Source organism: Vibrio methylphosphonaticus (assembly GCF_023634655.1).
Classification (GTDB): Bacteria; Pseudomonadota; Gammaproteobacteria; order Enterobacterales; family Vibrionaceae; genus Vibrio; species Vibrio methylphosphonaticus.
On record NZ_JAMKMS010000002.1, the window covers coordinates 181,424 to 206,672 of the forward strand.

The following is a 25,249-nucleotide window of genomic DNA, read 5'->3' on the forward strand; positions in this document are numbered from 1 at the left end:
TCTGCATCACGAGGTGCTGTTTTTTTAAATAAACAGTCTCACCTACATCCAAGGTTACGCGCTCTTAAGGTGAAATGAATACAACCTTTCATTCATCTCTTTCAACGCAACATAATCAATCATTAAACGATAGCGATTCCGAATGCGGTCAAGTTGATTGTCTTCCATGACGGTCTCTCCCGTCATAAGCGCATTGAGATTCATAAACACCTCCCCCAAATCACGACTACGTTGTGGAGTAACCATCGCGCACCGTGCTTTTCGCTTGCACACATCGGCTGTATTACCTTCAGCTATTTGTTGGTATGACATATTTACTTGATAGGAAGAAGCCAATTCGCTTTTAATAAGCTTTTGATTTCTTCGGCACGCAATTTCGTTTGACAACATAACATAGGAAAAACAGAGCATTTTTTCTGTGTTGTTTGTTGTGAGGTCGTTGACGGCGGCTAACATATCGTCAAACAGCATATCAGGCGTAGAGTGTTCATACACAAGCTGTTCAGCATCATCACGATCCAGTCCAGCAAGGACCAAATTATAGATGATGGCTTGACGGGCTTTTTTGCGTTCTACAAATCTTAACATTAACGACCTCGGCTTTAAAAACAACTGGTTAGAACGATGGTAACGATGCAAAATCACAGGGATTCGTTGTATGTAAACACTAGAGCTGCTGGACATTCATTACCATCCTTTCCCCCTAAATGATCGAGGGACACGCCACTAACAAAACCGTTACTTTGATAAACACAATACTCGTAGTCGTCATGCGTCCGCTCATAGTAGGCAAACTCTGCCATAATCGGTTTAATGCCGCTTTCTTGATTGTCTACCACTCTTTGACCCGCCGCCTTTACGTCACTTATTGCAACGGCAAAAGTGCCACCGACAATCACTACAGAGGCAAACGCAATACTTAATTTCTTCATTCATCTCTCCGGCGAGCAATATGAGTTGATAAGACAATTATACCGTTACCGCCAATCCGTAAACATATTGCGAACTTTAGATAACACCATGACACCAAATATGAAATAAATAGCACATTAAACTTGGCTGATTTTCGACGACTTAAAGCCATTATGTCGACTTCGCAATCTTCGCTGCGATCATTTAATTTCAGCCAACCACTGCTATACCCTTATTAACATAATAAGAGAAATGGCAATTACGAGATAAAACGGTAATGGCAAAGCATTGCCTAAGAGGTAACTTACGCTTTCAATGAATGAAAATTAGTTTTTTCATGCACAGTAATGAAGTTAGAATATTGTTTTTATTAATAAAAACGCCAAAAAGATTTACTTATCGCTATTTACCTAGAAAAACTCCTCTTGACTCTCAAAGTTACATCGCCATAATGCACGCCGTTTGCGCGAAATAAGCAGGCATTCCGTAAGGGATTTGACTTAAGTATTTTGATTTAACGAGAGGTAAAAAATGGCTGCTGATAATAACTACAGTCTTGGACCGGTTCCCAAATCGGCTAGGAAAGGGGTCGCGTCACTCACTATGGTGATGCTGGGACTGACATTTTTTTCCGCAAGCATGTGGACAGGTGGTTCACTCGGTACCGGACTCTCCTTCAATGACTTCTTCCTCGCTGTTCTCATCGGCAACTTAATCCTCGGCATCTATACTTCTTTTCTTGGTTACATCGGCTCTTCTACTGGTCTCTCTACACACCTTCTTGCTCGTTTCTCTTTTGGCTCTAAAGGCTCATGGCTTCCGTCGATTTTATTAGGCGGCACTCAGGTTGGCTGGTTTGGTGTTGGCGTGGCTATGTTCGCCATTCCCGTTCAAAAAGCGACAGGTATTGATACCAACACACTCATTATCGTCAGTGGCCTATTAATGACGGCAACCGTTTACTTTGGTATTTCTGCCTTAATGGTTTTGTCTACCATCGCGGTTCCCGCGATTGCCATTCTAGGTGGCTACTCTGTATTCACCGCGGTTGATAGTGTTGGTGGTGTCGCTGAACTCCAAAAAATTCAACCTTCTGAACCCATCGACTTTTCAATCGCGCTTGCGATGGTCGTCGGTTCATTTGTCAGTGCAGGTACGCTTACCGCCGATTTCGTTCGCTTTGGTAAGAAACCAAGAAGCGCAGTATTTATTACCATGACGGCATTCTTTATTGGCAACTCGCTGATGTTTATTTTTGGCGCGGCTGGCGCAGCAGTAACAGGTCAAGCTGACATTTCTGAAGTCATGATTGCGCAAGGTTTGCTACTGCCTGCCATTATCGTGCTGGGTTTGAACATTTGGACCACCAACGATAACGCGCTTTACGCATCTGGTTTAGGCTTCTCGAACGTAACGGGGCTGCCAAGTAAATATATCTCGATGGCTAACGGTGTTGTGGGTACCCTCTGCGCATTGTGGTTATACAATAACTTTGTCGGCTGGCTAACCTTCCTATCCATTGCTATCCCTCCTATTGGTGGCGTTATCATTGCGGACTTCATTGCAAATCGTAAAAAGTATCAGCATTTTGAAACAACAAAATTCCAAACCGTGAACTGGGCAGGTATTATTGCAGTCGCAGTGGGCGTAGCAGCAGGACACTTCTTACCAGGCGTCGTTCCCGTCAATGCCGTACTAGGTGGTGCTTTGAGCTATCTTGTATTAAACCCAATGCTCAATAAAAACAGTGCAGCACTTGCTAGCGCTGATACTCAATAATTAGGAAGTGCCAGTTATGTCATCTCTACTCATTCAAAATACCGCGATAGATCAACGAGAAGGTCGCTTTGATATTCTTGTTGAAAACGGTGTGTTCACGGCTATTGAAGCTGCAGGCTCACAACAAATGCAGGCGGATCGCGTCGTCGATGCTGCTGGTCACATGGCTGTCGCACCATTTTGTGAACCTCATATCCATTTAGATACCACACAAACGGCTGGAGAGCCGAGTTGGAACATTTCTGGGACACTATTTGAAGGCATTGAGCGCTGGTCAGAACGCAAAGCCTTACTGTCTATCGAAGACGTTAAACAACGCGCGAAACAAACGCTGAAATGGCAGATTGCCAATGGTGTCCAACATGTTCGCACCCACGTGGATGTCTCTGACCCTACATTAATTGCGCTTAAAGCAATGGTGGAAGTACGCGAAGAAATGAAGCCTTGGGTCGACATTCAAATTGTCGCATTCCCACAAGAAGGCATTCTGTCTTATCCCAACGGCAAAGAACTTCTAGAACAAGCCGTTCAACTGGGTGTGGATGTGATTGGTGCCATCCCACACTTCGAGTTTACTCGTGAGTACGGCATTGAGTCCCTACACTACGTATTTGAACTTGCCAACAAGTACAATTGCTTGATTGACGTGCACTGTGACGAAATTGACGACGAGCAATCACGTTTTGTCGAAACATTGGCGGCGCTGGCGCACAAATACGAAATGGGTGACAAGGTCACGGCCAGTCATACTACCGCTATGCACTCCTATAACGGTGCCTATGCTTCTCGCCTATTTCGCCTATTGAAGATGTCGGGCATTAGCTTTGTTGCCAATCCATTGGTTAACATTCACCTGCAAGGTCGCTTTGATGACTACCCTAAACGTCGTGGTGTCACTCGCGTAAAAGAAATGCTAGCTGCAGATATCAACGTCTGTTTTGGTCACGATGACGTCTTTGACCCTTGGTATCCATTAGGTACGGCAAACATGCTCCAGGTCCTGCATATGGGTCTGCATGTATGCCAAGTCATGGGCTACGATCAAATCAATCAATCGCTCGATCTTATCAGCACTAACTCTGCTAAGACGCTCAACATCCAAGCGACACATGGACTAGACGTGGGTAAAGACGGCAGTTTGCTGCTACTGCCTGCGGACAATGGATTTGATGCCGTTCGACGCCAAGTGCCAGTTAGTTACTCTATTCGTAAGGGTGACATTATTGCGACAACGAAACCTGCGCAAACACAGATTCACTTAGATGCCGTTGAAGACGTAACATTTAAGCGCTAGCCCGAAGGACATTCCCCTTCATAACCGCTTTAACATAGGGCAACAATTGTCTAATTGTTGCCCTATTTTGTGCTCGCCGTCATGATAATTTCATTTAATCGACCATTTGCTGTGCTAAACTAATTTTGCTCTGGTGTTCAGAGTTATTTAACGTAAGAGTAAAAAGAGTGCGAGTTGTATTGTCAGATAGTTCCATATGCGAGTATTTGTCATTCGTTTTATCCATTTACGCCTCGATTAAATAAACAGAACCACTAAGCGAGACAGCCGCAAGGCGAAATTTTTAATCTGAAAGGTAAGGGACAAAAAATGTCTAACACGACTACTGGCAAAGTAAAATGGTTCAATGAAGAAAAGGGTTACGGATTCATCGAGCAAGAAAATGGCGGAGCAGACGTATTCGTTCACTTCCGTGCTATTTCTGGTGACGGATTCAAAACACTGAAAGAAGGCCAAGCGGTCACTTTTGAAGTTGAACAAGGCCAAAAAGGCCCACAAGCGACAAACGTTGTTCCTCAATAACAACACGCTGACCAATTTTATAGGCTTCGAGTAATCGAGGCCTTTTTTCTAACTGGTCATTCGACATTAGCAATGACAGCTTTAATCTCAACATCAATAAAACCCTATTAAAAACAACCAATTAACCAATTATTTCCTTTTTTTCATTGCCGTTTAAACCGCTCACACCTAATAGTATCTAGAATCATCAACTGCCCTATTAATCACTCTATATTCAATAACATACCAACCCAATATTTCGACAACGAAACACTATCGTGTCGATAAAAATCTTTCATTAGACTCGAGCCCCATTTTATCCGTTAATGCGTGCGACTCTAGAGGGCGTTTTCTCCACAACTTTGCCCTACTTAGAGGTGTTTCGTGACCATCAAGGACGACAATCACGGGGTGTAATTTTTCAGGTTAACGCTAATATCCATTATCCAATCGAGAAAGATTAGTAAAACCTATTGCTTTGGTAATATAAGCCGTGACTAACACTTCCAAACTTGACCATGTTCGTGCGAACTACAATGTGCAACATTGGAGCCAAAATTTCTTTGGCATCAATGATGATGGCGACGTTTACGTCTCGCCACGTCAAGATGCTCAACATCATATTCCCTTAACTCGTATTGCTCAGGCTTTGGAAGACAAAGGCCTCACACTGCCGGCGTTGGTGCGCTTTCCGCAAATTATTCACCAGCGAGTACACGGTATCTGTGACGCTTTTAACCAAGCAATTAACGATTACGGTTACGAAAATGATTACTTGCTGGTTTACCCAATTAAAGTCAACCAGCAAAAAGACGTGGTTGAGCAAATCCTAGCAAGCCAAGCGGAAGCGGAAACCAAACAGCTCGGTCTAGAAGCTGGTAGTAAACCAGAGCTACTTGCTGTACTTGCAATGGCGCAACGTGCCAGCTCTGTGATTGTATGTAACGGCTATAAAGACCGTGAGTACATTCGTTTGGCACTCATTGGTGAAAAGCTAGGTCACAAAGTCTTTATCGTGTTAGAAAAACTGTCAGAGCTGGATACGGTATTAAGAGAGGCTCGTAGCCTCAATGTTAAGCCACGTATTGGTTTACGTATTCGCTTAGCGTCTCAAGGTGCTGGAAAATGGCAATCAAGTGGCGGTGACAAATCTAAATTTGGTTTGTCCGCTTCGCAAGTGCTACAAGTCGTTGATCGCCTAAAGCAAGAAGATCAATTGGATATGCTGCAACTTGTGCATTTCCACTTGGGCTCGCAAATGGCGAATATTCGTGACGTACGTAATGGTGTGAACGAATCGGCTCGCTTTTATTGCGAGTTGCGTAAAATGTCTGTGCCGATTGCCTACTTTGATGTTGGGGGTGGCTTAGCGGTTGATTACGATGGTACTCGTAGCCAATCAAGCAGCTCAATGAACTACGGGCTGGCTGAATATGCTCGTAACATTGTTAGCACGGTAGGTGACGTCTGTGCGCTATATGACGAAAAAGCACCAGTGATCATTTCCGAGTCTGGCCGTTCATTAACGGCGCACCACGCCGTGCTTATCACCAATGTTATTGGTACCGAAAGCTATGCAAGTGAACACGTTGATGCGCCGTCTGAGGAAGCGCCGATTTTACTGCAAAACATGTGGCAGAATTGGCAAAACCTAAAGTCAGGAACCGATGCTCGTGCGTTGATCGAAATTTATAACGATACGCAAAGCGACCTGTCAGAAGCTCAAACCCTGTTCGCAACAGGTGTGGTGGATTTGCATCAAAGAGCATGGGTAGAGCAATTGAGCTTAACCATTTATGGCGAATTACATCGTCAGATGGACAATAAAAACCGTTTCCACCGTCCAATTCTTGATGAATTGAACGAGCGATTGGCCGATAAGTTCTTTGTGAATTTCTCGCTGTTCCAATCATTACCCGATGCATGGGGTATTGAGCAAGTATTCCCTGTTCTTCCATTATCTGGATTAGACAGAGAAGACCAAACTCGAGCCATTATGCTTGATATTACTTGTGATTCAGACGGTACCATTGAGCAGTATGTAGATGGGCAAGGTATTGAATCCACATTACCGGTTCCTGCATGGAACAAGGATCAACCCTACTTAATGGGCTTCTTCCTTGTCGGTGCTTACCAAGAAATATTGGGCGATATGCACAATTTATTTGGTGACACTCACAGTGCGGTGGTTAACGTCACTGATAATGGCGATATTGATTTTGCAACCATTGACCTTGGTGATACGGTTGAAGACATGATGCGCTATGTTCACATTGACGTTGATGCTATTCGTAGTAACTATAGAGAACTGGTTGAGCGTCATATTAATGCTGACGAGCAAGCACTTATTTTAGAAGAGTTAGAGTATGGCCTAACCGGTTATACCTATCTAGAGGATTTATAAATGAATGATTTGTTTACAAAAACTGATTATTCTCTGTATTCGAATGCGATGACATTTGTCCGCCGTCCTTACGTGAGAAACCCGATTGGAACCGACGCCGATGTTGTCGTTCTTGGCGTACCGCTAGACATGGCGACCTCTGGTCGTCCTGGCGCGCGTTTAGGCCCAGACGCTATCCGTCGTGCGTCTGTCAATCTTGCGTGGGAAGGCAAAAAATTCCCTTGGACATTCAACGTATTTGATAAACTCAAAGTCATCGACTCAGGTGACCTAGTCTTTGATTGCGGCGACGCAGAAGATTTTACTTATCGTTTAGAAGCCGCGACAAGCGACATTTTAAAAAATGGTAAAACCATGCTCGCACTTGGCGGTGATCACTTTATTACGCTGCCAATTTTACGTGCTTACGCGAAGCATCATGGTGAAATGGCATTGATTCATTTTGATGCGCACACCGATACCTATGCCAATGGCAGCAGCTACGATCACGGGACGATGTTTTATCATGCGCCAAAAGAAGGCCTGATTTCACCGAAGCACTCGGTTCAGGTTGGGATTCGCACCGAATATGACTACGACGATCATGGTTTCAATGTCATTAATGCCATGCAAGCCAACGACCAGAGTGTTGAAGAGATTGTAGCGCAGATCAAAACCATTACGGGTGATAAACCTGTATACATCACTTTTGATATTGATTGCTTAGATCCCGCGTTTGCTCCGGGTACTGGCACGCCGGTTTGTGGTGGTCTTAACTCTGATAAAGTGTTGAAAATCATCCGTGGCTTGGCTGGTATGAACGTGGTTGGCATGGATGTGGTTGAAGTATCGCCTCCGTATGATCAAAGCGATCTTACCGCATTGGCAGGTGCAACCATTGCGCTTGAATTACTGTATGTATTCGCGTCGAAGCCTACTATTGCCGATTAAAGCGACTTATTCATATCTAAGTCGGTTGATTAGAATCTAGCTCGCGTCATTAAAGTCGATAGCTAGCATTAAACAACAAGTCAGATCAAAAAGGGGAATTCATTGAGAATTCCCCTTTTTTCATCAGCCCTGTTAGCTGAATAGGTTATCGCTTTTCGTCGACTGAGTGAGTTTTAACCACAGACTAAGGTTTGTTCATAGACTAAGGTTCGATCACAGACTAAGGCGCGTTCACAGACTAAGGTGCATTCCACCAGCGGATGTTGGCTAATACCATCGCAAGCCTTGTGTCTGTTAACAACACAAATGGTGTATCAAGTTGACTTAAATCTACCCCTTTGTTAGTAAACTCTTCACTTGAAACCATGACTGTCACAAACTCATCAACCGTTTGCAGTTGCTCAGTAATATCAATTTTCACTACGCGCGACTCTACCCCTAGTTGTTGTCGATTTTGCGCTGCCACATACACGCATCCAGTAGGGCACTCGGTGACCTTAACTTCAAAACTCAAGCCGCCTTTTGGGTGGGCAAAGCGACTAAAGTCTTCCGTTTCCCCATCCGTTGTTGTGATGAAAACCGACGCGCCAGCCTCTTTAAATACCAAACTCACCGCATCTTGCTGCTGCTGGTAGTTATAGGGTTTAGTCTCTATCGATGCAAAGCTCATTGGGTTATTGCGAGACACTTCAACGCCTTCCCCATCATGCGCTTGGGCAACAAGTAACTGAAAATCACCAATCGTTGAGCGAACACCATACAGCTCGATTGCCGGAGGCACATTGCCTTCCGTGAAATGGTCACTGTCATCGAGATCAAGCCGATCCAAATCGCGCTCCTGCAATAGCGAGGTATAATTCAGCCCGTAGCCATACTCAAACAGTGGTGCATGCTCCCCATTAGGATCTTGTTCATGCGGTGAAACTTGGTAATTAGGAATGTGCTGAGGAATGCGATTCACCGTTGCACTCAGCTTTTTGTTTGGCCAACTATAAGACAGCTTACCTTGGAAGTCATAACGTGGCTGTTTCTGTTCATCTCCGACTAAAACATCGGTAATGCCCTCACCTTCACTGCCCGGAAGCCAAGCGGCAACAAATGCGTCAGACATGGCGATTTCTTTATTAAGATATAAAGGACGACCACTATAGAACACGGTAATGATCTTGGCACCCGCCGCATGCAAGCGATGTATTTTCTCCACATCTTTTCGATAACTGCGCTTCAACTGGGCAAATTCTAGGGTTTGCCATGCTTTAATGTCACCCATCATTTCCGCATACGGATCTTCGCCAATGACCACGATCGCGATATCTCCTGGCTGCACATCTTCTTTCAGCGCAGGATCAAACGTAACATTGCTCTCTCCAAGTTCAGCCACTAATGCCATTTTCAGTGTCGTCGCACCAGGAAAGTCCTCTAAGGTGTTTTCATCACCTTGCCAAGTCAGATTCCATCCGCCCGATTGTTTTTGAAGATCATCGGCGGCACTGCCTGTCACCAATACTTTCTGGTTTTTACTCAGCGGCAATATTTGATTGTTGTTTTTTAATAACACTAGCGATTTTCGTACCGCTTCACGAGCAACCTCTCGGTGTGCCTGTGCACCCAGCAAACTTTGATTACCAGCAAGGACTCGCTGAGTAGGGGCTGGCTTTGTCCATAATCCCGCTCTCATTTTCACTCGTAGAATGCGTGTTACAGCATCATCTATACGCGCCATGGGGATAACGCCAGAGTGAATATCCGCTAATGCCGTGCGATACACTTCAATCCAGTGCTCATGAACCGGCACCATTAAAATGTCATTGCCAGCGTTGATAGCGTAAGTGGCATTACCATCGGTGCATTTGTTAATTTCAGCATGGCCATGCCAGTCGGTCACAATCAGTCCGTCAAAGCCCATTTTGTCTTTGAGTACGTCATTTAAAAGATACTTACTGCCATGAATCTTATAGTTATAAGCGTTGCCCTCACCGGTGATATCACTCTGTGGCGAGTGATCATAGTTGGCGGGATTTTCCCAAGTATTAAACGACGACATAACCACTTGCGCTCCAGCCTCTAAGCCACTGAAATAGCCCATGGCATGAATATTACGCAACTGATCTTCACTATAGGCATTCACCCCACGGTCAACACCCGTTAAGGTTCCGCCATCCCCTACCCAATGTTTGACGTTGGAAATGACTTTATACTCACTTTTCAGCTCATTTTGGTCACCTTGCAAACCAATCACCATTTGCGACGCATAAGCGTAAGTGATCTCGGGATCTTCAGAGTATCCTTCGTATACCCTGCCCCAACGGAGATCGCGTGGTGTCGCGACTGTCGGCGCAAATGTCCAGTCTAAGCCTGTCGCAGCGACTTCCAATGCGGTAATTTTTCCGATTCGACGAATGAGTTCAGGATCTCGCGCCGCACCAAGCCCAATGTTATGGGGAAACACCGTCGCGCTATACACGTTATTATGACCGTGCACGGCATCCGTTGCCCACATGAACGGAATACGAAATGGCCGATCTGCGAACGCCTCTTCGGTTGCGTGCCAAAACTCGTCGGCTTTATCCGCCCAGTCTTGCGCTAAAGAACGCTTATTTTCATTTGGCCACGCCCCTCCTCCATTTAGGATAGAGCCAAGCTTATACTGTTTCGCTTCTTCGGGAGTCACCCCCCTCAGATCAGGTTGTATCATCTGACCAAGTTTTTCTTCTACCGTCATCAAAGCAACAATACGGGCAATCTCCTTCTCAACCATTGGATCGGTTTGAATAGAGGAATTGATTCGAGGCCAATCTGAGAAATAAGGCGTGATTGATGTCATGTGAAATGTCCTAAGGGTTTGATACCGGGCGTATAAATAAGATGTCAGTGCACGCTCTCGCAGAGGCGTTAGAGGTGAATGTGCATTGAACTCAAAACTTTCAGCGATGATATAAGCGAACGAGCGTCTCATTCGTGACCTAAATCACAGGGAATAAGCCCCTCTGAGAGTAGGTAACAAAACTCGGAAACATTCCACAATACCGCCAGACATCATGAAACTTATGTGTCGAGTTATGGTTAAATCCCTACCCATCAGATAGTTAGCATGAAACTTTCTATATGGCCTTTAATTTGCCCCTACATATGGTCAATATTTGTACACAACCGTTTTTAATGGCTTATAGAACTAATCACCGTTAACTTATGAATCCATTAACTTATTCACCTATAAACCTGTAAACCTATAAACCTATAAACCTATAAACCTATAAACCTATAGGTTAAGTTCGTTAACAATCAACTAAGCGCAATGCTGCTCGTACTGTCTCTGACCACAATAGACACGGGTGGAATGTCATAGTCCGGTTCATTACCACTGATAAGGTCTAATATATAACGAATAGCAATCTCCCCCATCTGCGCAAACGGTTGACGCATGGTGGACAGTCTCGGTATGTAGAACTCCCCTATGGGCAAATCATCAAAGCCGATAACGGACACATCATCGGGCACGCGCACCCCCTTTCGGTGCAAGGCTTGAATCACACCAAATGCGGATAAGTCATTAGCGGCAAACACGGCGGTAAACTCGGCGCCAGATTCGATTATTTCAATGGTTCTCTGACACGCTTCGTCTGGTTCAAAGTTAGCCGAAATCCACGTCGGCTCACCACTTGGTAACCCAGCCGCTGTCATTGCTCTTTTAAACCCAGCTAATCGCTGCTCAGTTTCAATGTTACCTCTCGCGCCCATGGCATGAAATATTTTGCTATGCCCAAGTTGCAACAGATGATTCGTGGCGAGATACGCGCCAATTTCATTATCAACGTTAATCATAGGCAGCAATCCGGAGCCACTGCGACACATCAGTAATGCCGGTATGTCTCCGGTCATACGCACTATCTCGTTCTCTACCAACTCACCGCCAATAATGATCACGCCATCCACTTGCCGATTAACTAAATCCTTCAGTTCACTACGTTCTCTCGCGACGTCCCAATTCGTGGTCTCGATAATAAGGTCATAACTGTGGTTATGCATCTGCGCATCCATACCAAGCAAAATTCGGCTAACGTAAGGCGTATCAAAGGATGGAACAATCACGCCTATAGTCATATTCCTTTTTGTATCTGGCTCTCCTTTGCGAGATTTATGCTTAAAGCCCGTTTCAAATATGGCTAACTCGATGGCATCGACTTTTTCTTTTGCAATGAATGAGGTGCGATTTAGATAACGTGAAATGGTGCTTGCTGACACGCCTGCACGTTTGGCTACGTCATAAATGGTGGCTTTTTGAGCTGACATTGGTGTTGTGAATTCTCTTATTATTTCTTGTTAGGTCACAACATAACGAATTCCTTGCCAATAAGAAAAGGGCAACATCACATTTTGTGTCTACGAGCGGGCAACAGAAATACAAAGTTAAAGGTAAACAAAGTCATCGAATATTGTACTGTACGAAAACTCCTCATCACGGTGATATTCCCCCTATAACTTAGCCAATTAATGAGCAATCAGGGCATCTATATAATTAATCACTATAACCACCTAAATAAAGATGATAAGTTTATGTAACAATAATTAACAAGGAGTTCGTTATGCGTTCTAAATTTGCAGTGGTATGTGCATTAGGATTAGCGGCTATTTTGGCGGGATGCGCAGCGCCCAACGAGAATCGTAACAACCAAGAAATTGGCAATAAAATGGAAGCCGATGCGCAACACGAAAAAGAAATTTGTACCGCTTTGGGTGACATTAACTGCGCTCAGCAGTAATTGATGGCAAAAGTCATTGATTGAAAATAACGTAGCGGTTAATCACGCCGCTACGCTTTACAGCTCCACTTTCTCTACCACATCTCTTCGTCTTCTTAGCTGCATCTGCTAAATACATGAGTCGAGTTTAAAGAATCGCAACTAATCCTCAGTGTGGCGGATGGTCATATTTCTTGGAATCAATTCAATGCCAGGGTTGTATCGCTTAGCCGCGGCGTTCAACGCTAATTCCATCGCACTATCGCAAATAAGATCGAACTGTTGAGGAGATGAATTAACCTTGAAAGGAAGGAAGTCCAACAGTCTATTATCACCAAAGGTTGCTAGCTTCACCTTTCCCATCAGTTCCGGTTTTTCTAGGAAAACGTCTAAGACTCCTTCTAACAAGGTGTATGACATCGTCACAATGGAGTCTGGCAATTGGTCTGCATCAAGCCACTGCTCTAATAGACGTTTACCTTCCTCACGATTAAAGTGTTCACCATAAACCACGCTAGATTGCGTCGTGACTAACTTGGCCGCAGCTTCAAAACCGAGTTGACGCTCGCGTGAGATATTGAGCGAAGGCAACGCCCCAATCAAACCAATACTCTTGGTCTCTTCATCTAATACCGAAGACGTCAAATTAAATGCCGCACCAAAATCTTCACTGATCACGCAACTAAAATGCTCATCATCCAACGAGCGGTCTATCGCGATAACTGGCGTCCCTCTTTGTTGGATAGGAAAGTAGTAATCGCTGGCGTCCGTAATCGCACTGGCGACAAATAGCGCATCAATACGTCTCGAGATTAATGCCTCTGCTACGCGCTTTTCTGTTTCCGGATCGTCATCAGAGCAGCCAATTAAAATTTGAAATCCCGCCTTACGAGAGTTTTGCTCAAGGAGCTTAGCTATCCGGGCGTAACTGGAGTTTTCGAGATCCGGAATAATAAGACCAAACGAGCGACTATGCCCTGCGCGCAACGACGATGCTGCGTGATCGGGACGATAATTGTGGGCGTCGACCACCGCCATCACTTTTTTTTGAGTTTTTTCAGAAATTCGATATTTCTGTGCTTTACCGTTAATCACATAGCTCGCTGTGGTCTTTGACACCCCTGCAAGCTTTGCTATTTCATCTAAAGTCATATCTCGATCCTTTCTGTGCGATGGATCATATAAATGAATTCCAACCATGCTGACAAGTTGAATTATATGCTGAATCGGTTCAGTATAAAAGCTGAAAGGATTCAGCAAAGTTCACACTTTTGAAAACTGGCCTATATTTACAGTGATAGGATATCGCCACAGTAAAACCAGTACAGTGAAACCAATGCAGTGAAAATGGTTTGCTGAATTTTTTTATAATTTTGCTGAATCGATTCAGTCTTTATGTAAAGCAAAGAACTAATCGGTTTAAAAACAAGAATAACGTAGGTGAGCAAACATGCTTCAACTCAATAGCGACAACATTAAACTCAATCAATCTTCAAACGACAAACTTAGTGCCATTAAAGTCATCGCGGCAGACCTAACTGCAAAAGGGTTAGTTCAAGAAGGTTACGTCGATGGGATGCTTAATCGCGAAGGTCAAAATTCAACGTTTCTAGGTAATGGTATCGCGATTCCTCATGGCACGACAGATACCCGTGATTTGGTAAAAACGACTGGTGTTGCAGTGCATCACTTCCCTAATGGCGTTGACTGGGGTAACGGTAATATCGCTTACGTCGCGATAGGCATTGCGGCTAAATCAGACGAACACTTAGGTATTTTGAAACAGCTGACTAAAGTGCTGTCTGCTGATGGTGTGGAGCAAAAGCTGAAACAGGCAAAAACCGAACAAGAGATCATGGCGCTATTAAATGGCGACGTGCAGCTTGAAGCCGATTTTGATGCTTCACTAATTCAACTTAACTTCCCTGCAAGTGAAATGATTCAAATGGCTGCGGTTGCCGGTGGCTTACTTAAAAACACAGGTGGCACTGGCGCTGAGTTTGTTGCCGACCTTGTGACCAAGTCCCCCACGCACCTTGGCAAAGGGTTATGGCTAGTCAGTAGTGATAAAGCCGTCACTCGCACTGGAATGGCCTTTGTCTCAACGATTAACCAATGCGAATTGGATGGTACACCAGTACAAGCACTTATTGCGTTCGCGGCATGTAACAACGCCCACGAAGTGATGCTTAGTAAAATTACCGACCTCGTCTTTAAGCAAGAGCAAAGTAAACTGCTATCACTTTCTGCAGAACAACTACTCTCATTCTTCACTGGTGAACAAGCACCAGTCGTTGAAAGTGACAGTGGTAATGTCGCGGTATTCAAAATCAGAAATGCTCATGGTCTGCATGCCCGCCCTGGCGCAATGCTGGTTGCTGAAGCGAAAAAATTTGAAGCAACGATTCAAGTATCAAACCTAAACGGCGAAGGGAAAGCAGTTAACGCGAAGAGCCTAATGAAAGTGATTGCTTTAGGTGTTAAGCACGGTCACGAATTGCAATTTAGCGCCGACGGTGTCGATGCCGAGCAAGCCCTAGACGCCATTGGAAAAGCTATCGCCTCTGGTCTTGGTGAAGGATAAGGATTGATGATGACGACTCAATTAGAACCATCAGTGACGAATAAAGTTGTCACTATTACCCTCAATCCTGCTTTAGATCTTACTGGCAGCTTAGATAAGCTCAATCAAGGTTCAGTGAGCTTAGTCAACAACGGTTCACTGCATGCGGCAGGTAAAGGCGTTAACGTTGCTAAAGTATTATCCGACTTAGGCGCAGACGTGACGGTAACAGGCTTTCTAGGAACCGACAATCAAGAGCTTTTTTGCCAACTCTTTACGGAGTTAAACGCCAAAGACGAATTCATTCGTGTTTCTGGCTCGACGCGTATCAATGTGAAGCTAGTTGAAAACAGTGGTGAAGTCAGTGACATTAATTTCCCGGGTGTTGAGGTTGACGCGCAAGCGATCACTCAGTTTGAGGCAACACTCGAAACACTCATGCATAGCCATGACTACTTTGTCTTTGCTGGTAGCTTACCACGCGGTATTAGCGCCGCGCAGTGCGCACAATGGATTGAAAAGCTACAAAGCAATGGCAAACGAGTTCTGTTTGATAGCAGCCGCGATGCGCTAACCCAGGGTTTAGATGCGAAGCCATGGTTAATTAAACCCAATGATGAAGAGCTCTCTCAATTCGTTGGGCGTGAACTCAGCACTCAAGAACACTGTTTGGAAGCGGCCGAAACGCTTTCTGATAAAGGCATAGATAACATTGTTGTCTCCATGGGTGCTGAAGGCGTTCTATGGTTACATGATAACCAATGGCTTCAAGCAAAGCCGCCAAAAATGCGTGTAGTCAGCACAGTTGGCGCTGGCGACACACTAGTTGCTGGGCTATGTTGGGGCCACATGCAATCTATGCCAAAACTCGAATTACTCTCCTTTGCTACTGCACTTTCTGCTCTGGCCGTTGGCCAGGTTGGCGTTGGTGTACCAAGTAAAGAAGACGTTGTATCCCTACAAAAACAAATACCGTCACAAGCGCTAAATCGTTAAGCATCTGTATTGATGATTCTGATTTAACACGACAAAATGGACATAAAGGTCGAATCTATGAAAATTTCAATCATTACCGCCTGCCCTAGTGGGGTAGCGAACAGCATTATTGCCGCCGGATTACTTGATCAAGCAGCCAAAGCACTCGGCCATGATGCCAGCGTTGAATGCCACTCCAGTGTTGTAGAAACGCAAGTATTAACTGAGGCTCAAATCGCTGAGTCTGACGCGATTATCATTGCAGCAAACGCGCCTGTCGATACACAGCGTTTAATTGGTAAACGTGTTTATCAAGCCAATATTTCTGAGTGCACCAGTGACCCTAAGGCGTTTTTAAGCAAAGCGATCAGTGATGCTCAAACATTAAGCCAAGAAGCGGCACTCACCGTTTCCACTACCGAGCCCGTAAATAACGAGAGTTCGTCTACCACGAAAAAGATTGTCGCTATCACAGCATGCCCGACTGGTGTCGCGCATACATTCATGGCAGCAGAAGCACTGGAGAACGAAGCGAAGCGCCTTGGTCACCAGATTAAAGTGGAAACTCGCGGCTCAGTTGGCGCTAAAAATCAACTTAGTGATCAAGATATCGCAGATGCCGATCTTGTCATCATCGCCGCCGACATCGAAGTTCCTTTGGATCGTTTTAACGGCAAAAACATGTACAAGACCAGCACAGGTCTTGCATTGAAAAAAACCGAACAAGAGATCAACAAGGCATTTTCTGAAGCGACTCCTTATGCTCACGCAGGTGGAAACAATCAAGCACCCGCAACAGAAGAGAAAAAAGGCGTTTATAAACACCTAATGACAGGTGTATCTCACATGCTTCCTGTCGTGGTTGCTGGTGGTTTGATTATCGCCCTTTCGTTCGTATTTGGTATTGAAGCCTTTAAAGAAGAAGGGTCTCTACCTGCTGCGCTTATGACCATCGGTGGTGGCAGCGCATTTGCATTAATGATTCCGGTTCTTGCTGGCTTTATTGCCTTTTCCATTGCTGACCGTCCAGGTCTTGCGCCCGGTCTAATCGGCGGCATGCTGGCAAGCTCGACTGGTGCTGGCTTCTTAGGCGGTATCGTTGCAGGTTTCCTTGCGGGCTATTCAGCTAAGTTGATAGCCGATAAAGTTCAGTTGCCGCAATCAATGGAAGCGCTCAAACCTATTTTGATCATTCCATTTATTGCCAGCTTGTTTACTGGCTTAGTCATGGTTTACATCGTGGGCGGCCCTGTGGCTGGCATTATGTCTGCAATGACGGACTTCCTAAATAATATGGGTTCTGCGAATGCGGTTCTACTCGGTGTTATCTTGGGCTGCATGATGTGTTTTGACCTTGGTGGTCCGGTCAACAAAGCAGCGTATACCTTTGGCGTTGGTCTGCTTGCGTCTCAAACTTATGCTCCAATGGCCGCTATCATGGCCGCAGGTATGGTGCCGGCTCTGGGTATGGGGCTTGCGACTTTCCTTGCAAAAGATAAGTTTGAAGCGGGTGAACGCGAAGCAGGCAAAGCATCTTTCGTACTAGGCATGTGCTTTATCTCTGAGGGTGCCATTCCATTTGCAGCAAAAGATCCAATGCGCGTAATCCCATCATGTATGGCTGGCGGCGCGCTAACGGGTGCACTATCTATGCTTGTAGGCGCAAAACTGATGGCACCACACGGTGGTCTGTTCGTATTGCTTATTCCTGGAGCAATTTCACCAGTACTGATGTATTTAGTCGCTATCGCTGCGGGTACTTTGGTGACAGGCTTTACCTACGCTTTCTTAAAGCACCGCGCGGAAACGCAACAGGTGGCTAACGCTTAATTGGGTACGAAGGTTCCTTGTCCGAATGATTTAAGACAGACTACTTAGGGTGGGTCACCATCATTAAAAAAGGCGCTGCATCTGCGGCGCCTTTTACTTTCCGTGAGTTGAGAAACCACACCTTAGTCGTCTCTTCAATGCATATCACTATTAACGGTAGCCGTTACCCAAGCTACTCGCTATCTAAATTCCTCTCTATCTAAACCAATCGCTATCTAAACTGAACGCTATCTAAACTGAACGCTATCTCAGCTAGTCGCAGTCTGAACGGCTAGTGATCTAGCGAATACTTGTCTAAGACGGCAATTTTCTTATCAAAAATCCGCCCATCAATAAGCCTAACCAGAACAAACCAACACTACCGCCTCCTCCCTCACCACCAGAGGCAAAGGTCCCTCCGGTATACACAACTTGGCCATACTGAGCGACATAGTTACTCCGTGCGAGGTCATCCGACACATATCTAGGCGTCTCTAATCCGTCAGTCACTTGAGTAATCCAAACGCGATAGTCACTCACTTCGGTATACACGGCTGTCACTGCCGAACTGCTGTCCCCACAGGTCGAAGGGCCAAAACTCGTGATGCCAACTTGTGTCTGCACACCCGCATCATCCCAATAAATGGGGCCGCCAGAGTCCCCCTGACAAGTGCCTGCTTTTAATCCTGTTGATTGACTGACTGCGCCGGTAAAGCACACCTGCTTATCCGTTAAGTTGCCACCATTTCTAAAATTAGCACCACACACCGAATTGTTGACCCACACTAAATTGGCTCTTTGCAAGATTGTCGTTCCTTCAACATTCGATCGGACGTTACCATGACCTACCGCGGTAAATGTATTGCTGGAAGAGCGATAACTTTCAGAGGATGCTAGCGTTGCGGCAGTACCCGAAGACGTGGAAGTTTCTAATTTCAGCACTGCCACGTCATTAGGGAGCAGAGCGGTAATATTATTTGAGAAACTGGGGTGGATATACACTTCAACCACTCGCCTTCTATCAGCGTTTAGAAAGTTCCTCTCGTTTTCTAACATCGGAATCACAGTGGTGAATAAACCAGCGGCAAGATCGCCTTCAATACAGTGAGCGGCGGTGAGGACATATTCGGAGTTCAATAAGGTACCCCCACAATAGGCCCCACCCGAATAGCGACCATCATACTCGCTAGAATCGATATAAAGGCCGACGTAAGAAGGGTAATCAGCCGCGTTAGCATCCTCGCCATTGACAATCATAGGGGCGATATCTACATCTTCAGCGTGAATAGGAAGCGCGCCCAAAGCACACATAGCAAGCAGTATTTTCTGAGTGATCTCACGAGTTTGCTTTTTCAACATCCATGCCATACAAAGCCCCTCCATACAATTGACGCACATCCCAAATTGGCAAATTTATTGTGCTTTCATTAACAGTATAGAAAGAAAATCGTTGAAAAGTATCAAGCCAACGTGCATCTAAGCCCGTTTATTGAGACTAACTGGCTAAGTATCATTTTTAAGAATAGAGTCGGGGCAATATGGCTGCTGATTGTGCGCTTGTATTCGTAGGAGAGAAAAACAAAGACCCCGTGGCCGCAACGGCACTGCGAGGTCTTTAAAAAGCAATAGCGAAAAAGTGTTACTTGGCTGACACGTGACGCTCTCTCTTCCAACCAAAAAAAGTGAGCATCAACAACGCAAATAATGATATCGCGCCGCCACCAGAACTACTCGATGTTGTGCTCTCGTTTGATCGAATATCAAAGCCTTGACTAATCAAGTACGCCGTTCTTTCTTCGTCTGTGGATACATAGTCTGGATCGATCTGCCCGTTTAATACGTCATTAATCCAGTCTGAGTAATCCGCAATTTCTGTAAATACAGCCGTCACGTTCCGCGTATTGTCTCCACAAGGAACAGGACCAAAACTGGTAATCCCAACTTGCGTCTGCACGCCCGCATCATCCCAATAAATCGGACCGCCAGAATCACCTTGGCAGCTCCCAGCAAGCAAGTGACTTACCGCACTATAATCACCGGTAAAACAAAGATGGAAGCTTTCTAGGTAATGACCATTATCAAATTCTCCCGCGCAGACAGAATTATCCACCCAGCTAAGATTGACCTTTTGTAACACGCTTGTCGCATCAACATTTGACTGTGTATTACCGTGACCAACCGCCGTAAAAACATGATTGCCGCTGCGATAGCTTTCATCCCTTGGCTGGGCAATCGCGGTGCCGATACTCAGTGCAGACTCAAGTTTTAATATCGCAATATCATTAGGCAATAGTTGCCCAATATCGTTGCTATAGTTCGCCGGATGATAAATCTCGACCACACGTTGCTTTTCAGCGGTTAGATAATCATTTTCATTCTGTAATTGGGGGGCAGCCATAGTAAAAAGCTGTGACTCTTGATTGCCATAAATACAGTGAGCAGCGGTCAGCACATACTGATCATTCAGTAATGTTCCTCCACAATATGGTGCCACTGAATAGAAAAAATTATACTCACTCGAATCCTGAAACAGGCTGACAAAGGAGGGGTAATCACTCACATCAGCATTGGAGCCATTGACAATATAAGGCGATATCGCCACTGCTGAACTCGTACTGTCTTCAGCTAATACGTTTGAACATAGCGTTGATAGCGCAATGACCGCTAGATAAGATTTCCTTAAAAACTGAACCACGAAATAGTTACTCCCTGTTGACTATCGCTCTGTATGGCTAGAGTTCAATTGATATCATTCAAACCAACTTCATGCAAACGCCAAAGGCGCCATACCAACCTAACTCTCATTAAGTACAACATTTCTCGCACTTTATTGCGTTAGCCATATGTGTTTAGGCGCACTCTCAGTTTCTAGAGGCGAAAAAAAACACCGCATAATGCGGTGTTTTTAAGAGTAACCGTCAGTCGCAGACTCTCAGGGGCACTTGTTCTGCTTACTATTCTTGCGACCAGTTATCTATACGACTTGCTATCCACACAACTCGCTATCCGCGCGACTAGCTATCTACGTAACTAGTTATCCACGCAAACGAGCTATCCACGGTAATAACGCTGAGGCACAAACGGCATTTTCTCAACGGTCATTGCCAACTTTTTACCACGCACTTCTGCAAACACTTCAGTGCCTACTGGCATAAACTCTGTTTTCACATAGCCCATAGACACTGGCTTACCTGCTGTCGGCCCAGCTGTACCACTGGTGACAATACCAATTTCATTATCATCAGCATCAAACAGTACCGCGCCTTCACGTACCGGTGCTTTAGTTTGACCAACCAGACCAACACGCTTACGACTCACGGCTTTGGTTTCAATTTGATCTAGGATGATATCCGCACCAGGGAAGCCACCCGCACGCTCACCATCGGCACGACGTACTTTTTGAATTCCCCACAACAAACTTGCCTCTACTGGCGTCGTTGTGGTGTCAAGATCGTGACCGTATAGGCACAAACCGCACTCTAGTCTCAGTGAATCACGAGCACCAAGGCCAATCCACTCCACTTCTTCTTCTGCGGTAAGCTTACGAGCAAGCTCCTCTGCTTGGTTCGCAGGTACAGAAATCTCGTACCCATCTTCGCCAGTGTAACCACTGCGCGATACAATGCAGTCGGCACCAAGTAGATTAACGCTTCTTACATCCATAAACAGCATATCCGCGACTTCTGGTGCCAGACGAGCCAAAACTTGCGCCGCTTTTGGTCCTTGAATCGCCAGTAATGCGCGGTCTTGGATAACTTCCATCTCAACGCCATCAGTAAGGTGCGCTTCAATGTGAGTAATGTCTTGCTCTTTACAAGCCGCATTAACAACAACAAACAGGTGTTCCCCAAGGTTGGCCACCATCAGATCGTCCATGATGCCACCTTGCTCATTAGTAAAGAAAGCGTAACGCTGCTTTCCTACTGGTAAATCGATAATATCGACAGGGACTAATGACTCAAGAATCTTAGCGGCATTCTCGCCATGCAAACGCAGTTGACCCATGTGCGACACATCAAAAAGGCCAGCCGCATCACGACAATGTAAATGCTCTTTTTTTACACCCAAAGGATACTGTACTGGCATATCGTAACCAGCGAATGGAACCATTTTAGCGCCAACTTCAACATGAAGAGCGTGTAAAGGTGTCGTCAATAGATCTTGAGTCACTTGTTCTTGTGCCATTTTATTCTCCGTGAGCTGTAATCAGCCGCTGTTTAACTTTCACGTCATCTTTATAAGCCCTAACGCATTCGCCGCTAGAGCACATTACTATGCTTTACACCGTTTCTCACAGTGAATCATCAATCAGCTCAATGATTAAAAATCCACCTACCAGAAACTATGTTTCCTATAATAAACAAGAATGCGCCAATTTTTCATCATTAACAACATTTGAACAGGCATAAATGTGACATTTAACAAACTCATTACACAACCAAATGCAAATGAAGCGGCCTGTTCAATGCACTTTTCTGCTTATTTCCTGTAATTTCTGCGATTTTAGCGGCAATAGCAAACGTTTGCCTTTATTATTGGAAACTCATTCAATCGCTTGTTATTTCGCCGTCACCCACAAAATATGGGCATCATCTTCGCTTACCGAAATCAGCATATGCCCCATATTTGCGTCATAATACACACTGTCGCCTTCATTCATTTCTACCGGTTCATAGAATTCAGAAAAGAAACGTACCGTGCCGGAAAGGATAAGCAAAAACTCTTCGCCATCGTGACGGACCCAATCACTATATTCTTCAAAAGCACGCGCTCGGACAGTGCTCTTAAATGGCATCATTTTTTTATTAGAAAGCTGCGTCGCAAGCAACTCATGTTCATAAGTTGGAGTTGGGTGTGGTTTCCCCTCCCCTTGTTTAGTCAGGTCTCGACGCCCAGTCGCCACTTTTTTCTTTGGTGGTTCAAAGAGTTGCGGCATGTCTATTTGAAGGCCTGTCGCCAACTTCTGCATAGCCTGGAAAGTCGGAGAGATCTGCTCATTCTCAATCTTGCTTAAAGTAGAACGCGCCAAGCCGGTTCGTTGGCTAGCTTCTTCCAACGTCAGGCCCATTTTGGCACGAATATCTTTTAATCGTTCGCCCAGTTTAAGCGGCTCTATATGTTCATCGGCAGCGTCTTTCGCTAGCGTCAAAGATGGGTACTCATCATAGATGTCTTCAGACATATTATCCCTCGAAATAGTCGCTTCCTTTATCTTACCGACATTGTTGCATGAAGCGACTTATTCATTAAAGGTCATGGTCAAAAATAAAGCGTGCTCTGGTTAACAAAACTGGAAACTGTGTTTCCTATAGGAAATTTTTGATTGATTATTGGCGTCACGCGAGGTATGTTACCGACTTGTTAGATGAAGAGATGCGTTGACGCAATCAGTGAAGTGTTCAAAACCCACCTTGCTGAATGATTTAGTCCTAATGATTGGGACCTATTCACGCTGCATTATTGAACAACTTTTTTGTTCGCGCAGTACAACGACACAGAGTATTCAACTCATAAAACAGCGCCGCAAGCGGCCACTGAATAACAGAGAGTTTGAATAATCGTCATATTGAATAAACGTCATATTGAACAAATAACGGAAGGTAAACTGCCATGACTGCTCAGTACCTAAAAAGCTACCAAAGCCACAGCTTAGAAAACTTTTTCTCAACCAATCTTTCAGCCACTGACGACGCCGTCTTTACTGGTATTCAAGCCGAATTCACTCGTCAAAATGAACAGATTGAGCTTATTGCTTCAGAGAACATTGTTTCCAAAGCGGTCATGCAAGCCCAAGGGACTTGTCTAACAAACAAATACGCAGAGGGTTATCCCAACCGCCGTTACTACGGTGGATGTGAACACGTCGATACTGTTGAAGCCATCGCTATCGAACGCGCTAAATCTCTTTTTAAGTGTGAATACACAAACGTTCAACCTCACTCTGGCGCACAAGCTAATGGCGCAGTAAAACTTGCTCTGCTGCAACCTGGCGATACCATCATGGGAATGTCACTCGATGCAGGTGGGCACCTTACCCACGGCGCTCGCCCAGCTTTATCGGGTAAATGGTTCAACGCTGTTCAGTATGGTGTAGACAAAACAACGCTGGAAATTGATTACGATGCCGTTCGTGAATTGGCAATCGAGCACAAACCAAAAATGATCATTGCAGGCGGTTCTGCTATTCCACGTACCATTGATTTTGCTAAATTCCGCGCGATTGCCGACGAAGTAGACGCAATCTTAATGGTCGATATGGCGCACATCGCTGGCCTCATTGCCACTGGCGCACACCCTAGCCCACTACCACACGCGCATGTTGTCACCACGACAACCCATAAAACATTGCGTGGTCCACGCGGTGGCATGATCCTCACTAACCATGAAGACATCATCAAAAAGATAAACTCAGCGGTATTCCCTGGGTTACAAGGCGGCCCTCTGATGCACGTCATCGCAGCAAAAGCTGTCGCATTCGGCGAGGCGCTAGGCCCACAATTTGGTACTTATATTGATTCAGTGATCGCGAACGCAAAAGTTCTTGCTGAAGTATTGCAAACTCGCGGTTGTGACATCGTAACTGGCGGCACCGACACTCACCTGATGCTTGTTGACCTAAGACCAAAAGGACTTAAAGGTAACAAAGCTGAGGAGGCGCTTGAGCGTGCTGGCATTACTTGTAATAAAAATGGCATCCCATTCGATACCGAAAAGCCTATGATTACTTCTGGTATTCGTTTAGGAACACCAGCTGGAACCACCCGTGGTTTCGGAACTGAAGAATTTAAACTCATCGGAGAGTGGATTGGTGACGTTCTTGATGGCTTGGTTGAATCCCCTGAGGGCAACCCAGACGTTGAACAACGCATTAAAAAAGAAGTGAAAGCCCTGTGTGCTCGCTTCCCACTTTACCAATAAAGAATAAACATCCTTAAAATATTTGGAGATATAGCAATGGATAACACTTTGAAGTTTTCTGACAGCCATGAGTGGGTTCGTGATAACGGTGACGGCACCGTGACTATCGGAATTTCAGAGCACGCTCAAGAAATGCTGGGCGATGTGGTATTTGTTGACTTACCAGAAGTCGAAGACGAAATTGAAGCAGGTGAGAGCTTTTCTCTCGTTGAGTCAGTAAAAGCAGCTTCGGATATCTACGCGCCAATTACTGGTGAAATCGTAGAAATCAACGAAGAACTCGAAGACAGCCCAGAGCTTATTAACGAAGAGTCTTATGACGGCGGTTGGATTGTTAAAGTGAAGATGTCTGATGCATCTGAACTGGATAATCTAAAGAGCGCTGAAGACTACCTTGCGTCTATCGAAGACGAATAAGCCAAGCA

At 45.2% G+C, this 25,249-nt stretch carries 20 protein-coding genes; 11 read left to right on the forward strand and 9 right to left on the reverse strand.

The features are described 5' to 3' along the window. Positions 1-54: 54 nt before the first annotated feature. Positions 55-588 (reverse strand): hypothetical protein, encoded by a 534-nt coding sequence (locus tag M9196_RS03165; RefSeq protein WP_250616074.1) that lies wholly within the window; start codon positions 586-588, stop codon positions 55-57. 53 nt (positions 589-641) lie between these two features. Next, positions 642-932 carry a hypothetical protein gene (locus tag M9196_RS03170; RefSeq protein WP_250616075.1) on the reverse strand — a complete coding sequence of 97 codons (291 nt, stop codon included), beginning with the start codon at positions 930-932 and terminating at the stop codon, positions 642-644. A 511-nt stretch (positions 933-1,443) separates the two neighbouring features. Here M9196_RS03170 and codB point away from each other — a divergent pair. From codB to speB, 5 genes are all read left to right on the forward strand, one after another. Further along, positions 1,444-2,691, forward strand: coding sequence for a cytosine permease (gene codB, locus M9196_RS03175; protein ID WP_250616076.1), 1,248 nt, complete (start codon positions 1,444-1,446; stop codon positions 2,689-2,691). A 16-nt stretch (positions 2,692-2,707) separates the two neighbouring features. Beyond that, positions 2,708-3,985 carry a cytosine deaminase gene (locus tag M9196_RS03180; protein ID WP_250616077.1) on the forward strand — a complete coding sequence of 426 codons (1,278 nt, stop codon included), beginning with the start codon at positions 2,708-2,710 and terminating at the stop codon, positions 3,983-3,985. 309 nt (positions 3,986-4,294) lie between these two features. Continuing rightward, positions 4,295-4,507, forward strand: a complete 213-nt coding sequence (cspE, locus tag M9196_RS03185; RefSeq protein WP_250616078.1) for a transcription antiterminator/RNA stability regulator CspE — start codon at positions 4,295-4,297, stop codon at positions 4,505-4,507. Positions 4,508-4,979: 472 nt separating this feature from the next. Next, the gene (gene speA / locus M9196_RS03190) at positions 4,980-6,890 is read left to right on the forward strand and encodes an arginine decarboxylase (protein ID WP_250616079.1); all 1,911 of its coding nucleotides are present in this window, start codon (positions 4,980-4,982) and stop codon (positions 6,888-6,890) included. After that, the gene (speB, locus tag M9196_RS03195) at positions 6,891-7,820 is read left to right on the forward strand and encodes an agmatinase (RefSeq protein WP_250616080.1); all 930 of its coding nucleotides are present in this window, start codon (positions 6,891-6,893) and stop codon (positions 7,818-7,820) included. A gap of 238 nt (positions 7,821-8,058) precedes the next feature. Here the strand turns inward: speB and M9196_RS03200 are convergent, their stop codons facing one another. Together M9196_RS03200 and M9196_RS03205 are read right to left on the reverse strand one after the other, a co-directional pair. Continuing rightward, positions 8,059-10,644 (reverse strand): glycoside hydrolase family 3 protein, encoded by a 2,586-nt coding sequence (locus M9196_RS03200; RefSeq protein WP_250616081.1) that lies wholly within the window; start codon positions 10,642-10,644, stop codon positions 8,059-8,061. A gap of 458 nt (positions 10,645-11,102) precedes the next feature. After that, complete coding sequence (locus M9196_RS03205) at positions 11,103-12,110, reverse strand: LacI family DNA-binding transcriptional regulator (protein WP_250616082.1); 1,008 nt, start codon at positions 12,108-12,110, stop codon at positions 11,103-11,105. Between the two features lie 293 nt (positions 12,111-12,403). On the opposite strand from M9196_RS03205, the gene M9196_RS03210 reads away from it, so the two are divergent. Continuing rightward, the gene (locus tag M9196_RS03210; protein ID WP_250616083.1) at positions 12,404-12,580 is read left to right on the forward strand and encodes a hypothetical protein; all 177 of its coding nucleotides are present in this window, start codon (positions 12,404-12,406) and stop codon (positions 12,578-12,580) included. Between the two features lie 141 nt (positions 12,581-12,721). Here M9196_RS03210 and cra read toward each other — a convergent pair whose 3' ends face one another. Then, entirely contained in the window at positions 12,722-13,759 is a 1,038-nt protein-coding gene (gene cra, locus M9196_RS03215; protein ID WP_250616276.1) for a catabolite repressor/activator, read from the reverse strand. A 250-nt stretch (positions 13,760-14,009) separates the two neighbouring features. Between cra and fruB the strand changes: the two genes are divergently transcribed. From fruB to fruA, 3 genes are read left to right on the forward strand one after another with little or no spacing between them, the layout of a single operon-like run. Continuing rightward, positions 14,010-15,143 (forward strand): fused PTS fructose transporter subunit IIA/HPr protein, encoded by a 1,134-nt coding sequence (gene fruB, locus M9196_RS03220; RefSeq protein WP_250616084.1) that lies wholly within the window; start codon positions 14,010-14,012, stop codon positions 15,141-15,143. Positions 15,144-15,176: 33 nt separating this feature from the next. Next, positions 15,177-16,118, forward strand: coding sequence for a 1-phosphofructokinase (gene pfkB, locus M9196_RS03225; protein ID WP_250616277.1), 942 nt, complete (start codon positions 15,177-15,179; stop codon positions 16,116-16,118). A gap of 57 nt (positions 16,119-16,175) precedes the next feature. Next, positions 16,176-17,927: a PTS fructose transporter subunit IIBC gene (fruA, locus tag M9196_RS03230; RefSeq protein ID WP_250616085.1), complete on the forward strand. Its 1,752-nt coding sequence runs from the start codon at positions 16,176-16,178 to the stop codon at positions 17,925-17,927. Positions 17,928-18,221: 294 nt separating this feature from the next. On the opposite strand, the gene M9196_RS03235 is transcribed toward fruA, so the two are convergent. The 4 genes from M9196_RS03235 to M9196_RS03250 form a co-directional block, all read right to left on the reverse strand. Further along, positions 18,222-19,274, reverse strand: coding sequence for a S1 family peptidase (locus tag M9196_RS03235; RefSeq protein WP_250616086.1), 1,053 nt, complete (start codon positions 19,272-19,274; stop codon positions 18,222-18,224). Between the two features lie 271 nt (positions 19,275-19,545). Continuing rightward, entirely contained in the window at positions 19,546-20,601 is a 1,056-nt protein-coding gene (locus tag M9196_RS03240) for a S1 family peptidase (protein ID WP_250616087.1), read from the reverse strand. Positions 20,602-20,957: 356 nt separating this feature from the next. Continuing rightward, complete coding sequence (gene gcvT / locus M9196_RS03245; RefSeq protein WP_250616088.1) at positions 20,958-22,091, reverse strand: glycine cleavage system aminomethyltransferase GcvT; 1,134 nt, start codon at positions 22,089-22,091, stop codon at positions 20,958-20,960. A 373-nt stretch (positions 22,092-22,464) separates the two neighbouring features. Continuing rightward, positions 22,465-23,088, reverse strand: coding sequence for a helix-turn-helix domain-containing protein (locus M9196_RS03250; protein WP_250616089.1), 624 nt, complete (start codon positions 23,086-23,088; stop codon positions 22,465-22,467). Positions 23,089-23,516: 428 nt separating this feature from the next. On the opposite strand from M9196_RS03250, the gene M9196_RS03255 reads away from it, so the two are divergent. Together M9196_RS03255 and gcvH are read left to right on the forward strand one after the other, a co-directional pair. Beyond that, the gene (locus M9196_RS03255; RefSeq protein ID WP_250616090.1) at positions 23,517-24,824 is read left to right on the forward strand and encodes a serine hydroxymethyltransferase; all 1,308 of its coding nucleotides are present in this window, start codon (positions 23,517-23,519) and stop codon (positions 24,822-24,824) included. Positions 24,825-24,860: 36 nt separating this feature from the next. Beyond that, entirely contained in the window at positions 24,861-25,241 is a 381-nt protein-coding gene (gcvH, locus tag M9196_RS03260; RefSeq protein ID WP_250616091.1) for a glycine cleavage system protein GcvH, read from the forward strand. The last annotated feature ends 8 nt before the right edge of the window (positions 25,242-25,249 follow it).